General features: G+C 59.2%; 21 protein-coding genes. 7 read left to right on the top strand and 14 right to left on the bottom strand.

Features of this window, described 5'->3' with window-relative positions:
- The first annotated feature begins 1 nt into the window (after window position 1).
- The 4 genes from NMA58_RS15315 to NMA58_RS15300 all read left to right on the top strand — a co-directional run bounded on the left by NMA58_RS15315 (window position 2) and on the right by NMA58_RS15300 (window position 2499).
- On the top strand, window positions 2–214 hold the full coding sequence (locus tag NMA58_RS15315; RefSeq protein ID WP_430958496.1) for a hypothetical protein: 213 nt from the start codon (window positions 2–4) through the stop codon (window positions 212–214).
- Window positions 215–256: 42 nt separating this feature from the next.
- Window positions 257–1444 carry a YcaO-like family protein gene (locus NMA58_RS15310; protein WP_434713438.1) on the top strand — a complete coding sequence of 396 codons (1188 nt, stop codon included), beginning with the start codon at window positions 257–259 and terminating at the stop codon, window positions 1442–1444.
- The gene (locus NMA58_RS15305; RefSeq protein WP_434710992.1) at window positions 1441–2148 is read left to right on the top strand and encodes a TfuA-like protein; all 708 of its coding nucleotides are present in this window, start codon (window positions 1441–1443) and stop codon (window positions 2146–2148) included. Before NMA58_RS15310 ends, NMA58_RS15305 begins: the two co-directional genes overlap by 4 nt.
- A gap of 102 nt (window positions 2149–2250) precedes the next feature.
- The gene (locus NMA58_RS15300; RefSeq protein ID WP_064804362.1) at window positions 2251–2499 is read left to right on the top strand and encodes a hypothetical protein; all 249 of its coding nucleotides are present in this window, start codon (window positions 2251–2253) and stop codon (window positions 2497–2499) included.
- A 311-nt stretch (window positions 2500–2810) separates the two neighbouring features.
- On the opposite strand, the gene NMA58_RS15295 is transcribed toward NMA58_RS15300, so the two are convergent.
- The 8 genes from NMA58_RS15295 to ampC form a co-directional block, all read right to left on the bottom strand.
- Window positions 2811–3017 (bottom strand): hypothetical protein, encoded by a 207-nt coding sequence (locus tag NMA58_RS15295; RefSeq protein WP_004676311.1) that lies wholly within the window; start codon window positions 3015–3017, stop codon window positions 2811–2813.
- 1155 nt (window positions 3018–4172) lie between these two features.
- Window positions 4173–5282 carry a glycosyltransferase family 2 protein gene (locus NMA58_RS15290; protein ID WP_434710988.1) on the bottom strand — a complete coding sequence of 370 codons (1110 nt, stop codon included), beginning with the start codon at window positions 5280–5282 and terminating at the stop codon, window positions 4173–4175.
- Window positions 5272–7035, bottom strand: coding sequence for an ABC transporter ATP-binding protein (locus NMA58_RS15285; RefSeq protein WP_434710986.1), 1764 nt, complete (start codon window positions 7033–7035; stop codon window positions 5272–5274). Before NMA58_RS15285 ends, NMA58_RS15290 begins: the two co-directional genes overlap by 11 nt.
- A complete protein-coding gene (locus NMA58_RS15280; RefSeq protein WP_430958492.1) occupies window positions 7032–8108 on the bottom strand; it encodes a glycosyltransferase family 2 protein in 1077 nt (358 codons plus the stop codon). Before NMA58_RS15280 ends, NMA58_RS15285 begins: the two co-directional genes overlap by 4 nt.
- A 4-nt stretch (window positions 8109–8112) precedes the next feature.
- The gene (locus tag NMA58_RS15275; protein ID WP_434710984.1) at window positions 8113–11115 is read right to left on the bottom strand and encodes a glycosyltransferase; all 3003 of its coding nucleotides are present in this window, start codon (window positions 11113–11115) and stop codon (window positions 8113–8115) included.
- Window positions 11109–12287, bottom strand: coding sequence for a glycosyltransferase family 2 protein (locus NMA58_RS15270; RefSeq protein ID WP_434710982.1), 1179 nt, complete (start codon window positions 12285–12287; stop codon window positions 11109–11111). The genes NMA58_RS15275 and NMA58_RS15270 overlap by 7 nt, the downstream gene beginning before the upstream one ends.
- 138 nt (window positions 12288–12425) lie before the next feature.
- Window positions 12426–13406 carry an NAD-dependent epimerase/dehydratase family protein gene (locus NMA58_RS15265; protein ID WP_430958489.1) on the bottom strand — a complete coding sequence of 327 codons (981 nt, stop codon included), beginning with the start codon at window positions 13404–13406 and terminating at the stop codon, window positions 12426–12428.
- A gap of 368 nt (window positions 13407–13774) precedes the next feature.
- A complete protein-coding gene (gene ampC, locus NMA58_RS15260; RefSeq protein WP_434710979.1) occupies window positions 13775–14929 on the bottom strand; it encodes a class C beta-lactamase in 1155 nt (384 codons plus the stop codon).
- A 132-nt stretch (window positions 14930–15061) separates the two neighbouring features.
- Here ampC and NMA58_RS15255 point away from each other — a divergent pair, with 132 nt between their 5' ends.
- Window positions 15062–15937, top strand: coding sequence for a LysR family transcriptional regulator (locus tag NMA58_RS15255; RefSeq protein WP_434710977.1), 876 nt, complete (start codon window positions 15062–15064; stop codon window positions 15935–15937).
- Window positions 15938–15979: 42 nt separating this feature from the next.
- Here NMA58_RS15255 and NMA58_RS15250 read toward each other — a convergent pair whose 3' ends face one another.
- Window positions 15980–16972: a sugar-binding protein gene (locus NMA58_RS15250; RefSeq protein WP_434710975.1), complete on the bottom strand. Its 993-nt coding sequence runs from the start codon at window positions 16970–16972 to the stop codon at window positions 15980–15982.
- Window positions 16973–17020: 48 nt separating this feature from the next.
- Window positions 17021–18001, bottom strand: a complete 981-nt coding sequence (locus tag NMA58_RS15245) for an NAD-dependent epimerase/dehydratase family protein (protein WP_434710973.1) — start codon at window positions 17999–18001, stop codon at window positions 17021–17023.
- Window positions 18002–18178: 177 nt separating this feature from the next.
- On the opposite strand from NMA58_RS15245, the gene NMA58_RS15240 reads away from it, so the two are divergent.
- Both NMA58_RS15240 and NMA58_RS15235 read left to right on the top strand, forming a co-directional pair.
- Entirely contained in the window at window positions 18179–18985 is an 807-nt protein-coding gene (locus NMA58_RS15240; protein ID WP_434710971.1) for an ATP-binding cassette domain-containing protein, read from the top strand.
- Window positions 18986–19019: 34 nt separating this feature from the next.
- Window positions 19020–20018, top strand: coding sequence for an ABC transporter permease (locus NMA58_RS15235; RefSeq protein WP_085779084.1), 999 nt, complete (start codon window positions 19020–19022; stop codon window positions 20016–20018).
- A 91-nt stretch (window positions 20019–20109) separates the two neighbouring features.
- Here the strand turns inward: NMA58_RS15235 and NMA58_RS15230 are convergent, their stop codons facing one another.
- From NMA58_RS15230 to NMA58_RS15215, 4 genes are all read right to left on the bottom strand, one after another.
- Window positions 20110–20436: a GYD domain-containing protein gene (locus NMA58_RS15230; RefSeq protein WP_184453896.1), complete on the bottom strand. Its 327-nt coding sequence runs from the start codon at window positions 20434–20436 to the stop codon at window positions 20110–20112.
- Window positions 20437–20577: 141 nt separating this feature from the next.
- Window positions 20578–21405 carry a DUF1236 domain-containing protein gene (locus NMA58_RS15225; protein ID WP_434710968.1) on the bottom strand — a complete coding sequence of 276 codons (828 nt, stop codon included), beginning with the start codon at window positions 21403–21405 and terminating at the stop codon, window positions 20578–20580.
- 97 nt (window positions 21406–21502) lie between these two features.
- Window positions 21503–21898, bottom strand: coding sequence for a DUF1236 domain-containing protein (locus NMA58_RS15220; protein WP_434710966.1), 396 nt, complete (start codon window positions 21896–21898; stop codon window positions 21503–21505).
- Between the two features lie 124 nt (window positions 21899–22022).
- Complete coding sequence (locus NMA58_RS15215; protein WP_434710964.1) at window positions 22023–22295, bottom strand: BON domain-containing protein; 273 nt, start codon at window positions 22293–22295, stop codon at window positions 22023–22025.
- Window positions 22296–22509 lie beyond the last annotated feature (214 nt).

The raw sequence follows: 22509 nt of genomic DNA, 5'->3' as shown, positions 1-22509 counted from the left end.
TATGGCGAAAGCTGTCATCATAGGAATACCGGGCGAGGAAGGTCTTTGGCTCGCCGATCTCGACGCAGGCACCGTCACACCGCTCAATCCGACGGGGGAATTGGCGACTGCGAGCAGCCTGCGCAAAGCCGGCGGCATATTCGTGAAGGGCGTTGATCTGGCCGTCGCCGTTTCGTCGGCGCAGGTCGCTCTTTCCGGTCACGTCGACGGCTGAGCCGACATTCTGACGGACCGGTCCATATATTCCGACAGGATCATATCGCCGCGGGAAACTCTTTCCCGCGTCGAGCCTTTTTTAGCTCGGTTCGGCATAACAAGAGTTGCACGACATACCGGGCTTGATGACGTCGGAATTCCCGTCTGGTGCGCCTATACCCCGAATTCACGCTCAATCGTGATTGCCCAGGGAAAGGGCCTGACCGATGTCGACGCCAAAGTGTCCACCGTCATGGAAGCCGTGGAACGGGCAGTTGCCGGCGAACCTTTCGTTGATCTTGTCCGCAGCACCTCGTTCGGTCTGCAGGCGATGGGGCACAAGATCGATACGCTGAGCTGCCTGATCGCCATGCATAAACCCGACCTCGGGCCGGACGAGGAGACGGAATGGGTGGCCGGCATCAATATTCTCACCGGCGAGCCGGTTTATATCCCTTTTGAGGCAGTGCTTCTCGACCGCACGCGCGATGCGCGATACTGGATGTCATCTGATGGCTTGGCATCTGGAAACAATATCGAGGAGGCGGTTTTCCACGGCGTGCTGGAGCGAATTGAGCGGGATGCGCATGTGCTGTGGCAGGTTGGCGGGGAAAGGGATCGTTATGCCGGCTGCGTCGATCCCCGCGGCTTCAAGGATGAAGCCCTGACCGGGTTGATCGACAAGATCGAAAAATCAGGATTGGCCCTCAGGCTCTTCGATATCACAAGCGATATCGCCATTCCCTGTTTCACCGCCATTCTGGGGCCTGGGGATTCCGTTCCAGGCCAGCGGGCTCGCCACGGCAGCAGGGACATTCGCCTTGTCGAGGTGACCGGCGGTACGGGAGCCCATCCATTCCCCGTGCGCGCGGCCATCCGGGCGGTAACGGAAGCCGCGCAATCGCGGCTCACTTATATCAGCGGAGCCAGGGACGATATTTCTGCCGTCACGTTCTCGAGATCCTTGCCGCCGCTCATGCGGCGAGCCTTCGACGCAGTTCCCGTCTCCCCGGCTGCCGGTCCTCTCCGCCACCGAACGCCGGGGCATCGGGATCTGACGCGTTTATTGCAGCATGTGCTGGAGGCTTTGCGGAACAAAGGGATCAACTCGGTCATCGCCGTACGCCTCAGCGACGACACGCTTCCCTTTGGCGTCGTCAAGGTCGTTATCCCCGAACTCGAAAATCCGGAGGGGTCGCGTGCTCGCCAGTTTGGAACAAGGGCGCTCGCGAGAGCGATAGGTTTTTGAAGGTGATTTTCGCGGGTCCCAGTCTTCCCGACGCAGCCTCACTTGCCGGCGAGGGGATACGCGTCCTGCCGCCCGCCACGCAGGGCGATGTTTTGGCTGTGGTGGAACAGGGTGCCAATGTCATCGGTCTGATTGATGGCGGTTTCGAATACGCCGCGCCGGTCTGGCATAAGGAAATTCTGCGTGCTCTTTCGTTTGGCGTGACTGTCCTCGGGGCGGCAAGCATGGGCGCGCTACGCGCTGCGGAATGTCATTCGTTCGGTATGATCGGGATCGGCCGCATTTTCGAAGACTACCGCACGGGCCGGCTGGTCGATGATGCCGCCGTCGCGCTCGTGCACGCGCCGAGCGCGATGGGCGGCAAGCCGCTGACGATACCGCTGGTCAATGTCAGCGCCACGCTCGATGCCATGGAAAGAAATGAGTTGCTCGCAGATGGGCTGCGCCAGGTCATTGAAGACGCCGCGAACGCAATATTCTTCAAGAGGCGGACGTGGCGGGCAATCGTCGAGCAATGCGCTGACGTAGCCGAGCCGGATCGCCCGCACCTTCTGGCCACTCTCGTATCGCATTCCGTTGACCAAAAACGCATCGATGCACTGGAATTGTTAAAGATGGTGCAGTCGACCGCCGATATTCGCGTGAATGCCGATTTGTCCTGGAAACTGCGCGAAACCTCGTTCTCCACACGGTCCGCATTGTGAAGCGAAGATGACGATCGTCACCGAGGGTTGTGTCACGCTTTTTTCACGGGCTCGACCATGTCGGCCCGCGTATCATTCCTTCTATTCGTTGGAGAAATGGACATGGGCGTGACATCGACTATTAAACTAGATGGAGATCTAGGGGCGAAAGACGCTCTGGACGAACTGGTCGCATTGGCACGGATGATCGCCTATGCGCGACAGGTTGCTCAGGATGTCAAGCTGCAATTCGCGACGAATTGCCTCGACCTTGCTCTTGAGGCGGTGAAGCAGGAAGTCGGGGAGGGGCTGACCAGAGAGTTGGCCGAATTGAGCTCTCCGGTTCCCCTGGTGAGCATAAAAAGTCATTAAAGCGCCGTGTGTCCTATGGGGCGCACAAAGGACGCTTTAACACTACGACCTGCGCATCGCGCTTTCCGAAAATCGATTGCGGTTTCTGGCCGATGTGCCGGGCGGCGCCTTGCTGCCTCAGAACTTTGGGTTACCCGTGAAAATGAACGAGGGCTTCGAGGTCATGGGCGCCCTTATTCGACGCCCTGCGCAAAGATAGGTTCAGATGAATGGTAAGCGGTTTCGTTGACGTTGTCTCCGGGCAAGGAGACGGCGACGATTCTCGTTTCAGCGGTCGTCTGCCGACCGGCCGGCCTGGCCGATCCCTAATCTCAATGGGTCAAATTGCGTTTCTGTGCCAGCAGTAAAATGTAATCGTCGGCAATGTCCGCGATGGCCATTGCGACTTCCGCCGGATCACACCCCTCGACCTTCGTGTTTGCAATGAACTGATAAACCGCCTTCTCGATCTGTTTGCGGCAAATCATCACGCGTTCATCATAACCAAATTCCGGAATCTGCGATGCCATATCACTCATCAGGGCGGCTCCTCACTACTTCCAGTGACCATGACACAAATTATAAGTTGAGCAAGCAAATGCTTTATGAACGGTTAATTCGACGGCGGGTGCGACCATTTCGACACAGGTTTGGCCATAAGCGGACATTCAGCCCGTTGAATGAGGTGACGTCTTTCGTGCTGGAGGGTTCATCGTTCCATGTCGGGAGCCGCTCGACCAAAGCTGGTCGTCTCTTAGACTGTGGCTTGTCGTTCCGAGGGTCTCGGATCATCAGTAGAACTTGTCATGACCAGTCGAAGGCTGCCTTTGTACTGGTCTGGGCAGTGGCGTGATGAACGGGGATAATCCTTTGATTTGCCGGTATATTAAAGCTTCATTCGTCTCCAGATCATCATTCGTTGATGTCGAATTGCGTTGCCAGGTCTTTGGAGCCGGCCAGTCCGGACACTGTCGAGCCATCGGTCGTGGCCGCCCCGTTTATAATGCCGGTTAGTCACGCCGCTGCCGACAAGGCGAAGCGGAATAACGCTTTCTTCGGAAAGAAATCATCCCTGTTACTTCCGGAACAAAATCTAATTACATAAGATCGAGCGATATGTTGGTAAAAATTTACCGAAAGGTGAAAATATATATTTCACATACAAGTTGTATTCGTATATCGATTGCAGGCTGAATGAGGTTTTTCTAATAATTATTGGAGGCTGTAGTGGAGGAAAATATTTTAGCCAATATGATTAACTATATATAATATACCTCCTACGTGACGAATTCTTGGTGTGCGCAATTGCCGCTATGAGTGGAAGCATTGGCCATTATTGCGAAGTCGGACCAAACGATGCGCTGTAAAACGGGAGCCTTGCTCCTGTCGATATCGCGGATTTCTCGTCGTCCGACGCAGGATTCATCGCTGTTACTATGAGCTAAACCTTCAAGGTTTGAGGACCCGCCGGGGTGGTGACGGGTCCTCGGATAAAATTGCCTGCGCAGTGCGAAGATATCATTGCTGTTAAAGTCAATTCTGTCACGGATTATTGTTGAGTAGTTATGCTTTCCCACAATTTATCGTCTATCGCTACGACAATATTTGCAGTTATTGGATTTTTACTTGATAAGATGAGATGATTGCCGCGGGCCTTTCGAAGCATTTCGTTTTCTCCCGATTGGCGGAATGCTCTATCTTCTCGAGCTCGCAGCGGACTCTCCGCCGCACCGGTCGATCTTCGATAAGCGTCGCAACAAGGCCTTCGTCCTGAAGCGTGACCATCCGCCGACCAGCGGGATAAGGGGATCTAATTCCTCAAATTTCTTAAAGTACTTCTGCTTTGATTGCTGGATCGGCCGGACTTTGGCCAAGGCCCGGTTTGCGGCTCTGGTGGCTTTTGAAAAGATCAGTTTGATTATGACGGCCACAGCAAGCAGGGGGCTATGATGATAGATATGCCCAAGCGATGCGGCGGCGCTGTGCCAATCTTTCAAAGCTGCAAATTTTGAGAATGCATAGAGGTGAGCCGAGGTGTGGGCACAGCTGACGACGAAAGGGGGAAGCCCGGGGTTGCGGGCGACGCATTGCTCGGTCACTGCCAAAAGCGCTCGCGCCATGCGGGATCTGTCGGCAGACATGGCTGCGGAATGAACGCGATAGCCCACCAGACCGAGTGGCACGGCCTCGATCTTGAAATGCTCGGCAGTGCGGAGTTCGAAATCGAAGTCTTCGCATCCTCCAATTCCCTGATTGGCATAGCTCGAATCATATCCGCCGATCTTGTCTATGACGGCACGGCGCACCATGAAGCCGCTGCCGTTGCCGACAAAGCGGAAGACGAGATGGCGAATGAGAATGAATCCCCGGGCGCTGAGCGATGAGCCGGACTTCGTGCAATATCCCTCTGAATCCACCAAGCGGTGAAGGGCATAGACTGCACCCCAGGCGTCGGGCAGAGGATGGAGCGCTGACAGCATTCTTTCGACATAGGTGGGATGCCAGAGATCGTCTGCGTCGATGAAGGCTATATAGCTGGACCTGGATGCCTCGATCCCGGCATTGCGCGCCGCGGCTACACCGCGATTTTTGGTCGACAGGATCGTGATCCTCGGATCAGCTGCGGCGAACTCGCGACAGATCGATGCGGTGTCGTCGGTGGAGCCGTCGTCCACGACGACGATTTCGAGTGCCGAATGGGTCTGGTCGACAACCGATCGAAGTGTGGCGGCGATGAACTCTTCGGCATTGTAGGCAGGGATGACGACTGCCACCGTCAATCCGGATAGAGGCTCAGCCGCCATAGACCAACCCATCCGCTGTTGTGGCCGGACGCAGGTCGATCCGGTTCTTCATCAACCTTGCGACCGACGGGCGATGGCTGACGACGATCAGGGTCCGGCCGTCATATTCCCTGAGCAGGAGGGAGAGCACGCGCCTTTCCGTCTCCTCGTCGAGTGCGCTGGTCGCTTCGTCCAGGAGCAATATGTCGGGCCGGCCGGCCAGCGCCCGCGCCAGACCGATGCGCTGTCGTTGCCCACCCGAAAGCCGGATCGCTTCGTCACCCAGCCATTCGTCGAAGCCGTAGGGCAGATTCTCGATGAATTCGGTGGCGCAGGCCATATCTGCCGCCCAGCGGACATCCTGCTCGGGGATGTCACGACGGAAGCGGATATTGTCGAGGACGGAGCCATCCATAAGCTCGACGTCTTGGCCCGAGACCGCGAGCAGGCGCAGCCAGCTGGATCGCTCGATAGTCGAGAGGTCCTTGCCATCGATCGTGATCCGGCCTTCGGTCGGCTGAATAAGGTCGAGAAGCATGTTGATGATCGTCGTTTTGCCGGAGCCGCTGGGTCCGGTCAGAGCCGTGGTCTCGCCTGCCCTGATCGAGAAGCTAGCATGACGCACGGCAGGCATTCTGGCCTCTTCGTAGAAGAAAGATACATCGTGGAAAACGATCTCCTGTTTTAGATGTCGCAGTTCCTCTCCGCCTGCAGTTTTCCTGGCGTCGTCCTGTTCCGCGATCAGCGCGAGCACGTTTTGCAGTGAGGCTTCGATTTCGTGCAAGCGCAGCAGCTGGGAATCGAATTGCTTGATATGTGGCTGGAGCCTGTAAAGAAGTATCGTGGCAGACAGGGCGGCTCGAAAATCGACCGGCAGGACCTGCGAGGACAGGATGATCGTCAGGATCACCCCGAATGTCAGCGTTTCGCTCAGAAGCGACGTTGCTGCCCCCATCCGATCCGAACGGCGCCAGGTTTCCCCCACTGTCTTGGACAAGGTTTCGAAAATACCTTTGTGGTCGTCTTCCAGACCGAAGCTCTTCACCGCCTTTAACGTCTGCAATGTGGTCCAGCTCAGATGGGTCAATTCTTCCAGAGCTGAAAGACTGGCGGCGCCAAGACGGCGATAGGCAGCTGCAAACAAGCCGAGGCTGAGGTTATGGACAACGCCGAACATCACCGCGAGCACAGCAATCGGCCATGCCATTACGAGCATTCCGGCCCCGAAGATGATGATGGTCCCAAGACTGATTCCCAAGCGCACAAGGCCGGTATGAGCTGAGGCCACGGAATAGGATTCGGTGGCGATGACATTGATCAGATCGCTGCGCTCATAGCGTTGAAATCGCTGGAAGGGGATCGTCAGAATCTTTGCATAAAGACGGTGACGAATACTCTCGCTGATCTGATGGCTCACGGTGCTTGCGATGATGTCGTTGACGAAGCCCAGAATGATCCTCAGGATGATCGCGCAGATCAGCACGGCGACTAGCATCGACTTCGTGATGGAAGATTCCAATCCGCCAAAGTATGCCGGTAGCCAGGCGACGGACCCGGAAGCAGGGCTTTGTTGGCTGAGGGCAAAAACGAGGCTGACCAGCAAGGTTATCCCCACCATTTCCGATAGCCCGGTCAGGATACCGATGACGATCAGAACGGAGGTCTTCAACCGGAGCGAGGGAACGAGCTCCAGAAGTTCGCGGAAACGCGCTGCGACAATAACGTTGAAGGCGCCCCACGACCTGCGGAGAACGGGTTTCCGTAGCGTCATCATAAATGATCCATCCGGGACTTGATGAGCTCGCCTGTCCGTATCATTGGCGTGGCTGCGACAAGGTCGTAAAACGACGTGCCGCTGATGGGGAGAGCCACGCTTTTCGGAGCCGCTCCTTTCGGCCATGCGTGTGACCTACGATGTATCCGTTTCAACAGTTTCCTGCGCTGCCGCTTCGCTTGGCGCCACAGATGCCTGACAGCCTGGCCGACAAGCCTTGACGGGAATCTCCTGACAAGGAGAGGCGCCACTTTCCTGACCTGCCCGTAGTTGCCGCCGGCAAAAGCCTTCTTGAAATACCAGCACGCCGTATGGAATTCCGCCCGGGTGGCGGCGGCGGCAAGATCGGGATGGCGCCGCTTCACGTCTGCCATCACCAGAGCGTGGGATTTCAGCATGCGCGAGGCGTTGCTCGACATGTTGCCTGCGGTAAAACGATAACCGGTCAGGAAATCGGGAGCCACTGCAAAGGGTAGTCTTTCGGCCAATGCGAGATAGAGCTTCAGGTCCTCGCATCCCTCGGCTCCCTGATCACGCAGGGCAGAATCATAACCTCCGCATGCCAGGACTTCCGCCCGCGGCATGAGGGGGGTGCTGCCGTTGCCGATGAAATTTTCCCCGACCAATATTTCGAAGACATCGCCCTCATAGAGCACGGGACCCGAATGGCTGAAAATCACGTCGTTCTCGTCGATTGCCGCGTACCAGTTGTAGGCGACGCCATGGCCTGTCGACAATTTCCCGAGCGCGCGGACTTGCATCTCGATTTTTAGAGGGTGCCAGAGGTCATCGGCATCGATCGGTGCGATGTAGCTGCCGCGGGCCTCTTCTATACCGTAGTTGCGGGCAAGGGCGACGCCGCCGTTTTGCTGGCGAAGGACACGAACGCGCGGGTCAGAAAGGCGATATTCTGTCGCCAGTTCGAATGTTTTGTCCCGCGATCCATCGTCCACGACAAGTATCTCGAGGTGTTCATAGGTTTGGGCCGAGACGCTTCGCAGCGTTTGCACGAGGGTCGCTTCCGCATTGTACGCGGGAATGATGACGGTCACCAAAGGAGGGTCAATGATCATGGCATTATCCGATAAAGGCGTTGGGATGGCCCATCAGTTCGGCAAACGCCGTGATGGGTAAATCGCCGCGTACCTCAAGGCGCGGGAGTGACAGCAGCTTGTCCGAAAAGCCCGCTTTTGCCGGCCTGGTGGTGAAGCCAATTTGATATCCCGCCTCGGCCAGAATTCCGGGAACACGGAAATCGGTGCAGCCGAAGGGGAGAGCGATAGATGTCGTGGCCGCGCCGAGCCGGTTCTCCAGCGTCTTGCGAGAATGAACCGCTTCGGCCAGTAGCGTGGCGTTATCCAGCGCACTCGCCGGCGTGTGGGTTTCCAGATGAGACCCAAATCGGATGCCCTTTCGATGGAGATCCTCAATGTCGTTCCAAGACATCAGAGGGGCTGGCTCACCGTAAGCGGCATCCCAATCCGATCGGCCGCCCACTTTGTCCGTCACGACGAAGACGTCGGCGCTGAAGCCGTTCTCTACAAGGATGGGATAGGCTTCGGTAAAAAAATCGAGATAGGCATCATCGAAGGTCAGGACGACCGGCCGCCCCTGTATGGGCTTTCCCACCTGAAGCAGATGGGCCAGCGCATCGGCCGTCAGTCCATAGTAGCCCTGCCGCCGGAGAAACTGCATCTGCTGGCGGAACATCTCCGGCGCGATCCGGAAACGCCGCAGCCGATCGGGACCTTCGCGCGCGATTCTGTGATACATCAACACCGGGATCGAGGTCGTCACTTCGTTCGACCACGCCGCCACTCGTTCGACACCGGCCGGTCCCCAGATGATGTGCTTGGCCACCTCCGTGTCCAATGGGACACCGTGCCGTTCAATCCGCATTGTGTGTACGGACGTTTCACGCTTGCGGAACCGATGAATGGCGTAAAGCTCGGTCTCGATCGTTTCTTCCAGGGTAAGGTCCGGCAGGTTCGAAAAGACTTTCCTGATGGTGCCGACACCGAACGGATTGTCCCAATCGAAACCGGTCCTTTCGGGCTCGTCTCGCCGGAGATGGGCGTGAGCGGTAATCAGACAGCCGCCCGGCTTCAGTGCTGCGGCAATCTTTCGGCAGACCCGCTCCAAGACCTGTTCGTCATCCATGTAATAGAGGACTTCCGAACAGACGATCAGGTCCTGTCCGCCAGGAATGTCCTCGCCTGCGAAGTCCAGGACACGAAACTCGGCATTCCCGCACTCTCGGCAGCGCTCGGATGCTCTTTCGATCGCACGACGCGAGATGTCCGTTGCCGTCAGCGTCCCGACCTTTTGCGCAAGCTTGGCGGAGAATATCCCCTCCGCACAGGCAAGTTCCAATGCCTTGCCTATCCCTTCCGGGACAAGGCCCAGCGTCTGCTCGTATTTGACCTGTTCGTAGATCGACACGTAGTTCCATGGGTCGGGATGCTCAAAGACCCGTTCCCAATATTCCTCTTTGGAAGCGGCCTCTGACAAAAGGGCTTCCTTTCCCGTCTTTTTTCCACGACGCTCGGCTAACACCGCGCCATGCAAGCGCTCATTCTGCCGATCTGCCTTCGAAAGGCGCTGGTCATCCGTTTCCCCGTCGCCTGCCAGAGATTTTATAAGAGCTGCGTCGCGCGTTGACTGGACAAGGCGGCCGAGGCGTCCCCGCCGTCGTCCTCCCCGACGAAGAATCCCAAGGAAGCCTCTATAGTTACGCAAGGTTTCGAATAACCAGTGGCGCGCATAGTCGAAGGTCCTGGGCGTGGGCAGCCGACCGCCTGCATGCATGTCCCGGACGATCAGGCGAACCAATGCGCCGACCGACAGATCTCCCCATAGCGGCCCCACGTGGGCACCGATATGTTTCTGTCCGGACGAAAGCTGCAGTACCAGCGTATCGGCTTCGACGGCCTTGGTAATCTTCGCGAGCTTGTTGACGTCGACGCCCACAGTCTGGACGCGTCCGAGCTTAAAAGAACGGGAGACGGCTTCTGATGAAAGCCGCCAGGCAAGAAGCTGCTCTGTCTTTCGTGCGGTTCCCGCCAGCGAATGGCTTTCGATGAGGGCGAGGAGCCGCGCGACTGCCGGTGCCCACGAGTCCATCAGGTCGATCAGGGCGGCAGTATTCTCAACCGATTGGCCCGTCTGCAACCCATGAAGGATGGCCACCGCCATCATGTCTTCGTGGCCCGAGCCATCGGGAAATTCCGGCAAAAGCTCCGCCAGGTCCTTGGGATCGGTTTCCGCACAAAGATGCATCGACGCGATCCAAATGAAGATGCGAAGCTGGCTAAGGGCCGGCTTCGGCCAAGCGTCGTCCTCGCCCTGCGTCGGCAAGCTCCGCTCAACTTGCAAGGCCCGCGCCCTTTCCGTCACGACAATCGCGTCCCGCATCATCCTGATCGGATCGGACGACAGAGAGCCGGCCTTCATGCGATAGAAGGCCAGGCATTTGTCCACCCGCCGGAATCGAGCCCCGGCGAACGCCATGCGAAGCCAGAGATCCCAGTCCTCGCAGGTTTGTAATGTGACATCCATGCCGCCCAGTTGCGTAAAAAGGCGCTTGGGAAAGACTGCCGTATGAATGGCCAGAGCGCAAATTGACGAAAATTGTTGGATTGCACGATCTCCGGTAAGATCATGCGCCTGCTCGATCTTCTGCATCCGGCCGTCGGCCGTGACGCGGCGATAGCTGCAATGGGCGATTAGTGGCTGAGACTGGTTGCTGGCGATCGGCAGCATGCTTTCGTTAAAGGCGGGATCCAGCCAGTCGTCGGCATCGAGCATGCAGAGGAGAGGCGCAGCGGCAAGCTGAGCGGCTGCATTGCGTGCGGCGGCGGCACCGGCATTCGGTTGACGGTAAAGCGTAATCCGCCCGTCCGCGTTGGCAAGGCTTTCAAGGACCTCCCAAGTCCCGTCGGTCGAGCCGTCATCCACCACGACCGCCTGCCAGTTCGATATCGTCTGATTTTGCAGGCTGCCCAGACAATCCGACAGCGTACCGGCGGCATTATAGGCCGGGATGAGAAAGGAGATCGCAGGTCTCGACGCCGTCACCATGGCTGCATTTTCCAGCGGCCGAGAAGATAGAATGCGCCCTGCAGGCTCCCCAGAACCTCTTCCTTCAGAAAGAAGTTGTCCGAAGTCGCTCCGCGTTCGAGCCGCTTCGCGAACCTTTTGAGATGATACCAGGGGAGCGACATCAGCATGCGGCGCAGATTGCCCAGCTTGCCGGTGTTCTGGTACTGGATCAGCAGCGCAGCGACATGGCCTTTCATATATTGATGGATCTGTTTTGCCAGCCCTTCCATGTCCTTGCGGTGAAAATGCCACGAAACCGCGGTCGGCTCGTAGCGGCAAGTATGGCCATGATGGAGAAGCCGATCCCAGAATTCGGAGTCGTCCGAACACCCAGCCGCCCCCGCGCCGAGTCGGACGTCGAATAATCCGCATTCATCGAACACTTTGCGACGAAACGCCTGGCTTGCTCCTGCGCCGACCATCGACATGGGATTTTTATGCCGCTTATGGCTGCGATAGAAGTGCCGATCGAAGTCCCTGCGCCGATAGCCTCGGCCGAACCCCCAGTGTCTTTCGAATATCAGTTGCGCGGGCGTGGAAAGCTCTCCGGGAAGGACAAGGCCGGTGACGCACCCGATTTCGGGCTGGTCGAACCCCTTCATCAGGTTCTCGAGCCATCGTTCGTGAAGCACCACATCGTCGTCCGTGAAGGCGACGAATTCCGTCGTTGCCGCGCGCACGGCAGCGTTTCGGGCATAGTCGAGGCCGATCCTATCCTCACGGACATAGGTGGCGCCGGCCGCCTCTGCGACACGACGCGTGCCATCGCCGGCCGATGCGTTGTCGACAACGACGATCTCGACCGGCGGAAGAGATTGTCTGGGGATGGATGCCAAGCAGCGGGCCAGCTCGTCGGGCCGGTCCTTGGTGCAGATCAGAATACTGACGTCGTGATTGTTAAGCGGGATTTGCGCGACCTGATGCGCATGCTCGACCGTCTCGGGCTGCACGACGCGCAAGGCGAGTGCGGCCGTGTTCTCTGGCTTGTCGACATAGGCCTGTCCTACGGGAAGGCCATCCGACAGAAAGATCACCAACCCCTCGGAAAGGGCGGATGAGCCGGTATCGACCTCGGCCGAGGCGAGATCCAGATAGCGAATTGGTACGGGAAAGCGGATGTCCTTCAGATCAGCCGGAATTGGTTCTCGCATCAACGCTCTCTCGATCGCACCCTTCAACCTTGCGCATCGGCCCTAGATCGGGCTGATGTGACGGCACGATGCGCCGGTTCAGAATATCGGCGCCCTTCGCGCGTCCGAAAGGCCGCGCGCCGTCCCAAGCCGTCGGCATCAACGATGCGCGCTGCGCAGCTGTGATGATTGCTTCTCGGCCTTCATTTTTTCCCTGAACCATTCGAGCGTCAGGGCCACGCCTTGCTCGTAACTGATCTTACACGACCACTCGGGCATGACGTAGTTCGCATTGCTGAGGTCTGGCCGCCGGTTGGTGGGATCCTGCGGGGGGGAGGGCTCGAAGACGATCGGCACGCCGCCAACGAGCCGGGAGACATATTGCGCGACCTCGAGAACCGAAATCTCGCGATCGTTGCCGATATTCAGCGGCCCCTTATAGTCGGTTTGGTTTATCCAGAAATAACGGGCGAAACCGTCGACGATATCGTCGACATAGCCCCAGCTGCGGGATTGCAGACCGTCGCCGAACACGGTGATCGGGCGGCCCGAAAGCGCCTGGGTGATGAAGTTGGAGACCGCCCGCCCATCGTCGGCGCGGGTTCTCGGGCCATAAATGTTGAAGGGACGGATGACCTTGACGTCGAGCCCCTGGGTACGCTGCATCTCGAACAGCAGCGATTCCGTGCAGCGCTTGCTCTCGTCGTAGGACGAGCGTGGGCCGGTACAGTCGACCTGGCCCTTGTAGGATTCCGGCTGCGGCGAGACGAGCGGATCGCCATAGACTTCGGAAGACGAGGTAAAGCCGAAACGACCCCCCTTTTTCAGGAGATCGAGAAGCCGCATTGCCCCGAGAAGATTGGCGGAAATCGTCCGCTTCGGCTCCTTCATATACCAGGGCGGCGATGCGGGAGAGGCGAGATGGTAGATTTCGTCGAATTTATCGGAGGTCTGCAAGGCTTCGACATCCGATTTCACGAAGTGGAAACGCGGGTCCCTGATGTGTTCGATGTTTTCGAAAAGTCCGGTCCAAAGATTGTCGACAACAACGAGTTTCTGAACGTCAGTCCGAAGCAGAAGTCGATCGCACAGATGCGACCCGATGAAACCAGCTCCGCCCGAAATCAATACAGTTTTCATTTGCATTGCCCCTGATGACTTCAAGAAAGGTAGTTGTTTATTAGCATTCCCTATGAGGACTGGCAATTGCTTAGAGATATTCCAGGAAATACTCGCGCATTAATCTTAATTATTAATTTGCATTTACTCCCGGTAGTAGCGCCCTGTGTACTGGGGGCGAGCTTGCGGTCGTTGGACATACGCTTCAGCCGGCTCGGCCACAGCATGTCCGGCCGCCAAGGGTCTATCACAAGGGTGCGGTCGCGCATCGGGCTAAAGTCCGACGCGAGACGAGCACGTTGATTCAGAGTGTTGCCCTCCGTGTGCTTCAAGGTCCGACGGGTGAACAGCCGCTTTGGGTCCGTCACGCCGACTGCGCCCATTTCCGATCAGTCGGCCGTAAGTGCGGTCAATATCCGATAGGCTGCGGCAATCCGATCCTCGTTGGGATAGTTTTTATTGGCCAGAATGGCGATTCCAAGGCGCTCCTGCGGAATGAAGGCGACATAGGCGCCGAAGCCGTTGGTCGAGCCGGTCTTGTTGATCCAGACGTCGTCACGCGGCTTCATCGGCGGCCGCAGTTCAGAAACCGGAATGGTCTTCAGCATCGCGGGCGAATTGCCTTCGAGCAGGCTCGCCAGGGTGGCGGGATAGGCGTATTGCTCCCAGATCAGATCCTGGGTCATCGCCCCGACGCTGAAATATCCGGTATGGGTACTGATAATCGCTTGCTGCAGTGTTCCGTCGAGCTTGACCACGCCCATATTGGCGCCGACGAAGCGGATCACGTCGCCGGCCGTCGATCTCACGCCATAGGCTTCCGAGGAGAGCAGGGCCGGCGTCAGCCGCGCCGGCTCGCCATTGCGCTTATACCCTTGAGCATAATCGGCCATCCGCGATTTCGGCACATTGATATAGGTGCTCTCTAATCCGAGAGCGGCAAACAGCTTGCCTTCCATAAGGGCGGCGAAATCGCCGCCCATGGCCTTCGCGGTGATATAGCCGAGCATGCCGATGCTCGGATTGGCGTAACTTCTCTGCGTCCCCGCCGCGTAGGAGGGCTGCCAGGCGGCGAAATAGGAAAGCAGCTGCTTTTCGGTCTTGACGTCATCGGGCAGCTGCAGCGGAAATCCGCCGGCGGCATGGGTGGCGAGATTGATAAGCACGACATCGCCGAACGGCTTGCCCTTCATCGCCGGCAGATATGTGCTCACCTTGTGGTCAAGCGAAAACCCGCCCTTCGCGTCAGCGTAAGCTGCCAGCGTCGCAGTGAAAGTCTTGCTGATCGATCCGAGTTCGAACAGCGTCGTCGGCGCCACCGGCCGGCCGGTCTCCTTCGATTCGACGCCATAAGTGAAGACGTGCTGCTCTCCATCGACGGTGATGCCGACGGCAATACCCGGGATGGCGTTTTTCTCCATCACCGGCTTGATCGCGGCGTCGGCGATCGCTCTCACTTTCGCGGCATCGGCGGCAAAGCCGCTTGCTGAAGCGCATGCCGAGATCAAAGCGGCCGATAAAATTCCTATCGCAACTTTCTTCATATCAATCATCTCCACATCGCCAGGGCGGTTGATACAAGCGCGAAAATGCCCCCGGGAGGGGATTTAGCTGCCCTGTTTTATGACCGCAAACGATGATATCTCGCAGCAGCCACAAAAATTTCTAGGGCTCACATGGTTCGGCAATTCCTTCCCCTGAACGGCCTCAGGGCTTTCGAAGCCTCCGCGCGGCATCTGAGCTTCACCCGCGCTGCAATCGAGCTCTGCGTCACCCAGGCGGCCGTCAGCCAGCAGGTCAAGGGCCTGGAAAAGCGGTTGGGGGTGGCGCTGTTCCAGCGCCTTCCCCGCGGCTTGAAGATCACCGCGGAAGGCGAAGCGCTGCTGCCGACGGTCACTGCCTCCTTCGACCAGATGGCGACGACGCTCGACAGGATCGAAGCCGGGCAGGTGCGCGAACTCATGTTCCTCGGTGTCGTCGGAACCTTCGCCGTCGGCTGGCTGCTGCCGCGGCTTGCGGATTTCCAGCAGCGGCATCCCTTCATCGATCTGCGTATTTCCACCAACAACAACCGCGTCGATCCGGCGGCGGAAGGGCTCGACTTCGCCATCCGCTTCGGCAGCGGCTCATGGCACGGCACTGAGGCGCAGCGCCTGTTCGAAGCGCCGCTTTCGCCTCTTTGCATCCCGAAACTGGCCGATGATCTCCGATCGCCGGCAGACCTTGCCGGAGCGACGCTGCTTCGCAGCTACCGCACGGATGAGTGGAGCACCTGGTTTCAGGCCGCGGGCGTGCCGCCGGCCGCCCAGGTCAATGCCGGCATCGTCTTCGATTCCTCCGTCGGCATGATGGAGGCGGCCCTCCAGGGGCTTGGCGTGGCGCTCGCCCCGCCCTCGATGTTTTCAAGGCACCTCTGCTCGGGCGCGATCGTGCAGCCTTTCGCCACCGCCATCTCGCTCGGAAACTATTGGCTGACGCGCCTGCAGTCGCGGCCGGTCACGGCGGCCATGCGCGCTTTTTCCGACTGGATCTTTTCGGAGATCGAAAGGTAGTTCAGGGGAGCGCCCACCGGAATGGGCGCTCCGAACGCGGCGTCATTTCTGGATGCAGGTATCGACCGTATCCTTGGTGCACTCGTCCAGCCCGGTAAAGACCGGATCATCGACCTTCTTGCCCGAGATCAGGTCCATCATCACAGTCGGCGCCTTGTAGCCCATTTCGAAAGGCCGCTGGCCGACGAGCGCGGTCACCAGCCCTTCCTTGGCGATCGCCACTTCGTCGCCAATCGTGTCGGCGGCGCCGATGACGAACTCGTTTTTGGCGATCTTGTCGGCCATCGGCTTGAACAGGTCGCGATAGGGCTGCGGGGCGCCGAACAGCGGCCAGCCGCCCATGATGCCGAAGGCGTCGAGGTCGGGATTGGCGGCGAGGATATCGGTCATCGCCTGCACGCCCTTGGCGCCGTCGTCATTGGTAAAGACCGGGCAGCCCGCCACCTCGGTCCAGCCACCTTCACCCTTAAGGGCGTCGAGTCCCTTCTTGCCGCTCAACGTGTCACGCATACCCTGGGCGCGGCGCAGGATGTTATCGGCGCCGGGATTGCCTTCGATGGTGCAGATCTTGCCGCCCTTCGGCTTGGCCTTCTTGATATATTCGCCGATCTTGGCGCCCATCAGGTAGTTGTCGGTGCCGAGATAGGTCTTGCGCAGAGCCGAATCTTCGGCCGCCAGATCGGCATCGAGCGTCATGACAGGCACGCTCGGATTGGCCGTCTTCAGCGTCTGGGCGATCAGCTTGGCGTTCGACGGCGAGATGGCGATCGCCGCCGTATCGGCCTTGCCGAGCATATCCTGGACGATCTGTGCTTCGCCGGCCTCGTCCGAGGTCGATGCCGGGCCGGTATAGAAGCATTCATATTCGGCCGAGGCGTTTTCCTTGTTCCATTTCTGGCAACCCTGGTTGATCGCCTCGAAGAACGGGTTGTCGAGGCCCTTGACGACGATGACCAGCTGCTTCTTGGCGGCCATGGCCTCACCGGCCGTGAACGCCACGACTGCAGCAGCAGCCAACAATAATGCCTTCCTCATAGCTTCCTCCCTTTTTGAAAAAGGCGGACGCCTTCGCCCGCCCTGTTATCAACCGGGATACCAGACGATACGAGGCTCCTCCCTTGAACGCCGGTATTCCCAGGCTGAATCGATGAGCTTTTCCAGATCGTAGACGGGACGCCAGTCCAACAGGAACTTCGCCTTGCTGTTGTCCATCCAGTTCGAGTGATATTCGCTCGGAATATCGACGGAGCCGAGCCCGCGCGTGCGGGCGAGATAAGCGGCGACCTCGCCGTAATCGACCGGCCGATCCATCGCGATGTTGAAAAGCTGCCCCACGGCGCGCGGATTGTCCATCGCCGCCAGGATCGCTGAGACGAGATCGTCGACATGCACGAAATTACGCTTCAGCGGCCGCCCGTCGGCATCGCGCAACAGCGGCACCGTGCCGTCGCGCGCATAACGTTCCGCATCGGCCGGCGGCACCAGGCTCTTCCAGTCCGGCCCGCCGAAGACATCCTCGCCGAAAGAGAGGGTAAACTTGAAATCGTCCTTCTCCATGATCCACGGCGCCCGCAGGCAGCAGCTGTTGATGCCATACTGGATGGCGAACTGCTCCAGCATCACCTCTTCCAGCACCTTGGAGAGCGCGTAGCAGCCGGCATACGCGCGATGCGGCGTCCTTTCGGTCACCGGCCCGTCGTGACGATAGAAGAAATGGCCGACGCCGGCATCGCCGCCGATCAAGATGAACTGCCGCGCCGTCGGGCTTAGGCGAAAGGTCTCCAACAGCCAGAACAGCCCCTTGACGGTAACATCCATCACATCGTCAGGCGTTTCCTTGCAGGTGGCGAGATGCAGCACATGGGTGACGCCCGCCATCGCCGCTGTCACGACGGCGCTGTCGGCGATCGAACCTTTGATGACCTCGATGCGGTCGGACTCTTCGATCACGCGGTTGTGGCAAAGCGCGCGAATGCGTGCATTGGAAAACTTCGGCTCGTCAAGCAGCCCAGATATGAAGCGCCGCCCGACCTTGCCCGTAGCCCCGGTGACAAGGATCAGCATGGTCTCTCTCCCAGCAACAGCTAATATCCCAGCGTTTCCGGCGTCAATCTGTATTTGCGCGGCGAAGTAGATTTTTGCTTGTGCGGGCCGGTTAGGCCGAGATTTTATTGACCATTCCTCGGCCATTTGCGTAAATGATCATAATCGCTTTTTCGGGAGGAGATCGGGAGAGCGAGATTGCAGGCGGCTGGCGTCCGGCGCGCGACGGCAGGCCTACAGGTTTGCGGGGAGGGTGGTCGGCTGGCAGCGGTTCTCGAACTTACCAATATTTCCAAGCATTTTGGCGCCATCCAGGCGGTCAACGATGTGTCGTTTACGCTCGAAGCCGGCCAGGTCGTCGGTCTGATGGGCGATAACGGCGCGGGCAAGAGCACGCTGGTCAAGATGATCGCCGGCAACTTCCGGCCGAGCGAGGGCACGATGCGGCTCGACGGCAAGGAGATCGTCATGCACCGGCCGGTCGAGGCGCGCCAGCACGGCATCGAGATCGTCCATCAGGATCTGGCGCTCTGCAACAATCTGACGGCCGCCGCCAATGTCTTCCTCGGCCGGGAGCTGCGCCGCGGCATCGGTCCGTTCCGCGTGCTCGATTACAAGACGATGTACAGGCGCGCCGGCGAGATCTTCAAGGAGCTGAAATCGGAAACCCGCCCGCGTGATCTCGTCAAGCAGATGTCGGGCGGCCAGCGGCAGGCGGTGGCGATCGGCCGCACCATGCTGTCGGAAGCGAAGATCGTGCTGATGGACGAGCCGACCGCTGCGATTTCGGTCCGCCAGGTGGCGGAGGTCTTGAACCTGATCCGCGAGCTGCGCGATCGCGGCATCGCGGTCGTGCTGATCAGTCACCGCATGCCCGATGTCTTTACCGTCGCCGATCGGGTGATCGTCATGCGCCGCGGCCGGAAAGTCGCCGACAAATCGATTGCGGCGAGCTCGCCGGAGGAAGTGACGGGTCTCATAACAGGCGCCATCGAACAGGTTTGAGCGGCGTGGAACTGGGCAGAAAAGAAGGTCAGCAATGGCAGTTACCCTCGATCAGACGATTGCGCAGAGAGAGCGAAGCCGGCTTTCGGAGTTCGTCGGCAGTCAGACCTTCTGGGTGCTGATCGCCGTCATCCTCGCCTGCCTCTTCCTGTCCTTTGCCACGGATTCCTTCGCGACGGCGAAGAACCTCTACAACATCACCCGCAACGTCACCTTCGTCGCCATCATCGCGCTCGGCATGACGCTGGTCATCATCACCGGCGGCATCGACCTCTCCGTCGGCTCGGTGCTCTGCCTCTGCAGCATGGTGCTGGCTGTCACCATGCATGCCGGTTACGGCATCGAAATCGGCATAGCGGCCGCAATCGGCACGGCGCTTGTCGTCGGCGCTTTCAATGGCGTCATGATCGCCTATCTCGATTTCCCGCCCTTCGTGGTAACGCTCGGCATGCTGTCGGTGGCGCGCAGCCTCGCCATGGTCGCCTCAAACAACACCGTCGTTTTCCAGTTCGGTCCCGATCACGACAAGCTCCTGGCGCTCGGCGGCGGCGCCTGGTTTCTCGGCATCGCCAATCCTGTCCTCTACATGATCATTCTGGCGCTTCTGACCGGCTTCGTGCTGCGCTGGACGCGGTTCGGCCGCTATATCTTCGCCATAGGCGGCAATGAACACGCCGCGACACTGACCGGCGTTCCGGTGCGTCGCATCAAGGTCGCCGTCTACATGATCTCGGCGCTGTCGGCCGGCATTGCCGGCATCGTCCAGACCGGCTGGCTCGGCGCCGTCACCACCAATATCGGGGCCGGCATGGAACTGCAGGTCATCGCCGCCGCCGTCATTGGCGGCGCCAATCTCGCCGGCGGCGTCGGCACCGCCTTCGGCGCCCTGGTCGGCGCGGCTCTGATCGAAGTGATCCGCAACAGCCTCGGCCTGCTCGGCATCAACGCCTTCTGGCAGGGGACCTTTATCGGCGGCGCGATCGTGCTGGCGGTGCTGTTCGATCGGATCCGGAATTTCAGGCAGAGTGAGTAGGCTGCGGTTCTTCGACAGCAGCATGCGTAAACAATGAACTGAAGCGCGAGCGGATCCGAAAGGTCTCGGCGCGCTTTGATGCTACCGCAACCTAGGCCGCCGGCGGGCGGTATCGGATCGACTTCGCTCTTTCCAAGGCATGGATCGTGTCCTCGACTTCGAGCAGCACGGTGGTCTCGATCGAGCTGAGCGCGCCGCCGGCGCCGATCGCAAGCGTGACGGCCGCCATCGATACGTTGTCGGGCGCCTCCCACAAATTCCATCCGTCATGCTCGCCAAAGGCATACCAGAACCCATGGAGTTTGCCGCCCACGGATTCGATGTAGCTGCGTGCCGCCTCGCGGCGATCTTCAGGCTTTTCGATCATGCGCGCCCAGGTTTCGGGCGTATAGCTGAAGCGTGTGAGATACATGGCCATGGTCTGCTTCCTCCGCCAGACCGACAGAGTAAACGCTCAAGCCGGGAGGAAGGCCAGTCACTCAATGTGCTTATTGGATGGAGGGTGTCGGTGGGCCGTCCGACGGCGAAAAAGACGCCGCCGGAACCTGCGTGTTAGGTCTTAGGCCTCGATGATGTAGACAATCGTCAGCGCATCGGGATCGACGATGACGATCCGGCCATCCGCAAGGATGAAGAAGCGATAGCCTTCATACTGCGGAACGATCTTGACGATGCGCGGCGGCAATGGTTCGAGCCGCACCTTCTTCGGGATTTTCACCCCGACGGAGACCGTGAAGTCCACTTCCTTCACCGGTGCGACATGGACCTCCTTCACCACCGATCGAATTTCGGTCTGCTGTTCGACCGAGATGTTTACGTTGGTGGTGTTCGAAGTCTGCTTGTTCGTCGTCGTGTTGTTGTTGACGTTGGTTTCCGACGAGCTCTTGTTTGTCGTCGTCGCGTTCTGATCAGTCGACTGCTTGGTCGCATCGCCGCTCTGCGTAGTGGTGCCTTTTGTGCCTGTGGTGGCCGAGCCGCTGGTATCGGTCGTGCCGGATTTGGCGGCGGGCTTCTGTTCGGTGGTGGTGGCGCCGCTGGCGTCCGGCGATGCGGGCTTGGTTTCCGTCGAAGCCTTGCCCGAGGTGCTTCCGCTCGTCGAACCGTTGTCGTTGGAAGGCTGTTCAGCGCTCTTTTTCATGTCGGAGCCCTGGCCGGACTTCTGCTGCGTCGTCTGGCCCTTGCCCTGCGGGCAGGCCCCGGAAGCATCGGGGGTGCAGTCGGTCTTGCCGGCCCCGGATTGCGAACCGGAATCCGTGCTCTGAGAACCGGACTGGGTCTGGCCGCTGCTCTTTGTGGTGTCCTGCTGGGCCGCGGCCGGCAGTGTCGCAAGCGGCGATACGCTGAGCGACAGCGCTGCAAAAAGCATGGTGAGATGGTTGCTTTTCATGATCATTCTCCGAAGTTCGAACAGGCGATGCCGCCCGCATTCTCATGCGTGACATGCGCGCCCTGATTGTTGGAATGGCGGCTTTGCCGCCCGTCTGTCACTTGATGACCTGGATGACCGTCCGCGAGGAAGGTTCGACGATCACACGCTGATCGTTGACGATCGCATAGGCATATTTCGGATCGTCAGGAATTGGCGTCACGACGACTGTCTCCGGCAGGGGCTGCCCGACGACAACCTTCTCCTTCACCACGACGCGTTCAGCCGGGGCGGGAGCCTGCTCGACATAGGTCACCACCTTTGGCGGCGGCGGATCGATGACGCTGCCTGCGACGCCGCCGACGATGCCGCCGACAGCAGCACCCACCGGGCCGCCGACGATGGCACCCGTCGCGGCGCCACCGACCGCACCTGTGACCGTCGACTGCTGCGCAAAGGCAGACGTCGAGGCCAACAGGAGTCCAGCGGCAATTCCTACTGCTTTGATATTCATCAATTTTCCTCCTTTGATGCGGTTGGTTCCGCTGGCGTACCAACCGGATCATGGGGGAACGGTTCCGGAGTTAGGACTTGAGGCCGGGGCTTAGCCGACCTTGGTCCTAGCCGCCGACCCCTCGCTACTGCGTGGAGAAACGGCTCAGCATCCGGTCGTGGACATTCTCCTCACCGACGATCATCGCCGCAAGCGCGATGGCTTTGTCGCGGTCGGCGGGCTTGGTGATATAGCCTTCGAGCAGCACGACAGGACCGAGCATCCTGACCTCGATAGCGCTGCTGTCGATGTCGGGATCAGCGGAAAGGGCTGCTGCGATTGTGGCGACGGTTGCTGCCGAACTGTGGCCTTGCGAAAAGCGCTCTTCGTGGTTGTTGTTATCGGGGCCGAACTTCATCTCCTCCTCCCGTTCCGCCCCTCCACGGACCTACAGGTTACATGACTCTGTTATATGAACAGCAGCCGCCGCCCTTCCAGTCCGACTTAGGTCCGGCTTTTCCCCTGCATCACCTGCCTTAGATGCTTCCCGTCCGATTGAAGGGACATCTCAGGAAGGTTTTGCTCTGTCGCGAAACACCGTCGAGACCTCCTGGCGAAGCGCCAACCTGCCG

It is taken from the genome of Rhizobium sp. YTUHZ045 (genome assembly GCF_051124255.1).
In the GTDB taxonomy this organism is placed as follows: domain Bacteria; phylum Pseudomonadota; class Alphaproteobacteria; order Rhizobiales; family Rhizobiaceae; genus Rhizobium.
This window is presented reverse-complemented; position numbering and strand designations above follow the sequence as displayed.

Coding starts and splice junctions, on each gene's coding strand:
- NMA58_RS15315 (WP_430958496.1), top strand. CDS start 2: ATGGCGAAAGCTGTCATCATAGGAATACCGGGCGAGGAAGGTCTTTGG.
- NMA58_RS15300 (WP_064804362.1), top strand. CDS start 2,251: ATGGGCGTGACATCGACTATTAAACTAGATGGAGATCTAGGGGCGAAA.
- NMA58_RS15295 (WP_004676311.1), bottom strand. CDS start 3,017: ATGAGTGATATGGCATCGCAGATTCCGGAATTTGGTTATGATGAACGC.
- NMA58_RS15290 (WP_434710988.1), bottom strand. CDS start 5,282: ATGGCGGCTGAGCCTCTATCCGGATTGACGGTGGCAGTCGTCATCCCT.
- NMA58_RS15285 (WP_434710986.1), bottom strand. CDS start 7,035: ATGATGACGCTACGGAAACCCGTTCTCCGCAGGTCGTGGGGCGCCTTC.
- NMA58_RS15280 (WP_430958492.1), bottom strand. CDS start 8,108: ATGATCATTGACCCTCCTTTGGTGACCGTCATCATTCCCGCGTACAAT.
- NMA58_RS15275 (WP_434710984.1), bottom strand. CDS start 11,115: ATGGTGACGGCGTCGAGACCTGCGATCTCCTTTCTCATCCCGGCCTAT.
- NMA58_RS15270 (WP_434710982.1), bottom strand. CDS start 12,287: ATGCGAGAACCAATTCCGGCTGATCTGAAGGACATCCGCTTTCCCGTA.
- NMA58_RS15265 (WP_430958489.1), bottom strand. CDS start 13,406: ATGAAAACTGTATTGATTTCGGGCGGAGCTGGTTTCATCGGGTCGCAT.
- ampC (WP_434710979.1), bottom strand. CDS start 14,929: ATGAAGAAAGTTGCGATAGGAATTTTATCGGCCGCTTTGATCTCGGCA.
- NMA58_RS15255 (WP_434710977.1), top strand. CDS start 15,062: ATGGTTCGGCAATTCCTTCCCCTGAACGGCCTCAGGGCTTTCGAAGCC.
- NMA58_RS15250 (WP_434710975.1), bottom strand. CDS start 16,972: ATGAGGAAGGCATTATTGTTGGCTGCTGCTGCAGTCGTGGCGTTCACG.
- NMA58_RS15245 (WP_434710973.1), bottom strand. CDS start 18,001: ATGCTGATCCTTGTCACCGGGGCTACGGGCAAGGTCGGGCGGCGCTTC.
- NMA58_RS15235 (WP_085779084.1), top strand. CDS start 19,020: ATGGCAGTTACCCTCGATCAGACGATTGCGCAGAGAGAGCGAAGCCGG.
- NMA58_RS15230 (WP_184453896.1), bottom strand. CDS start 20,436: ATGGCCATGTATCTCACACGCTTCAGCTATACGCCCGAAACCTGGGCG.
- NMA58_RS15225 (WP_434710968.1), bottom strand. CDS start 21,405: ATGAAAAGCAACCATCTCACCATGCTTTTTGCAGCGCTGTCGCTCAGC.
- NMA58_RS15220 (WP_434710966.1), bottom strand. CDS start 21,898: ATGAATATCAAAGCAGTAGGAATTGCCGCTGGACTCCTGTTGGCCTCG.
- NMA58_RS15215 (WP_434710964.1), bottom strand. CDS start 22,295: ATGAAGTTCGGCCCCGATAACAACAACCACGAAGAGCGCTTTTCGCAA.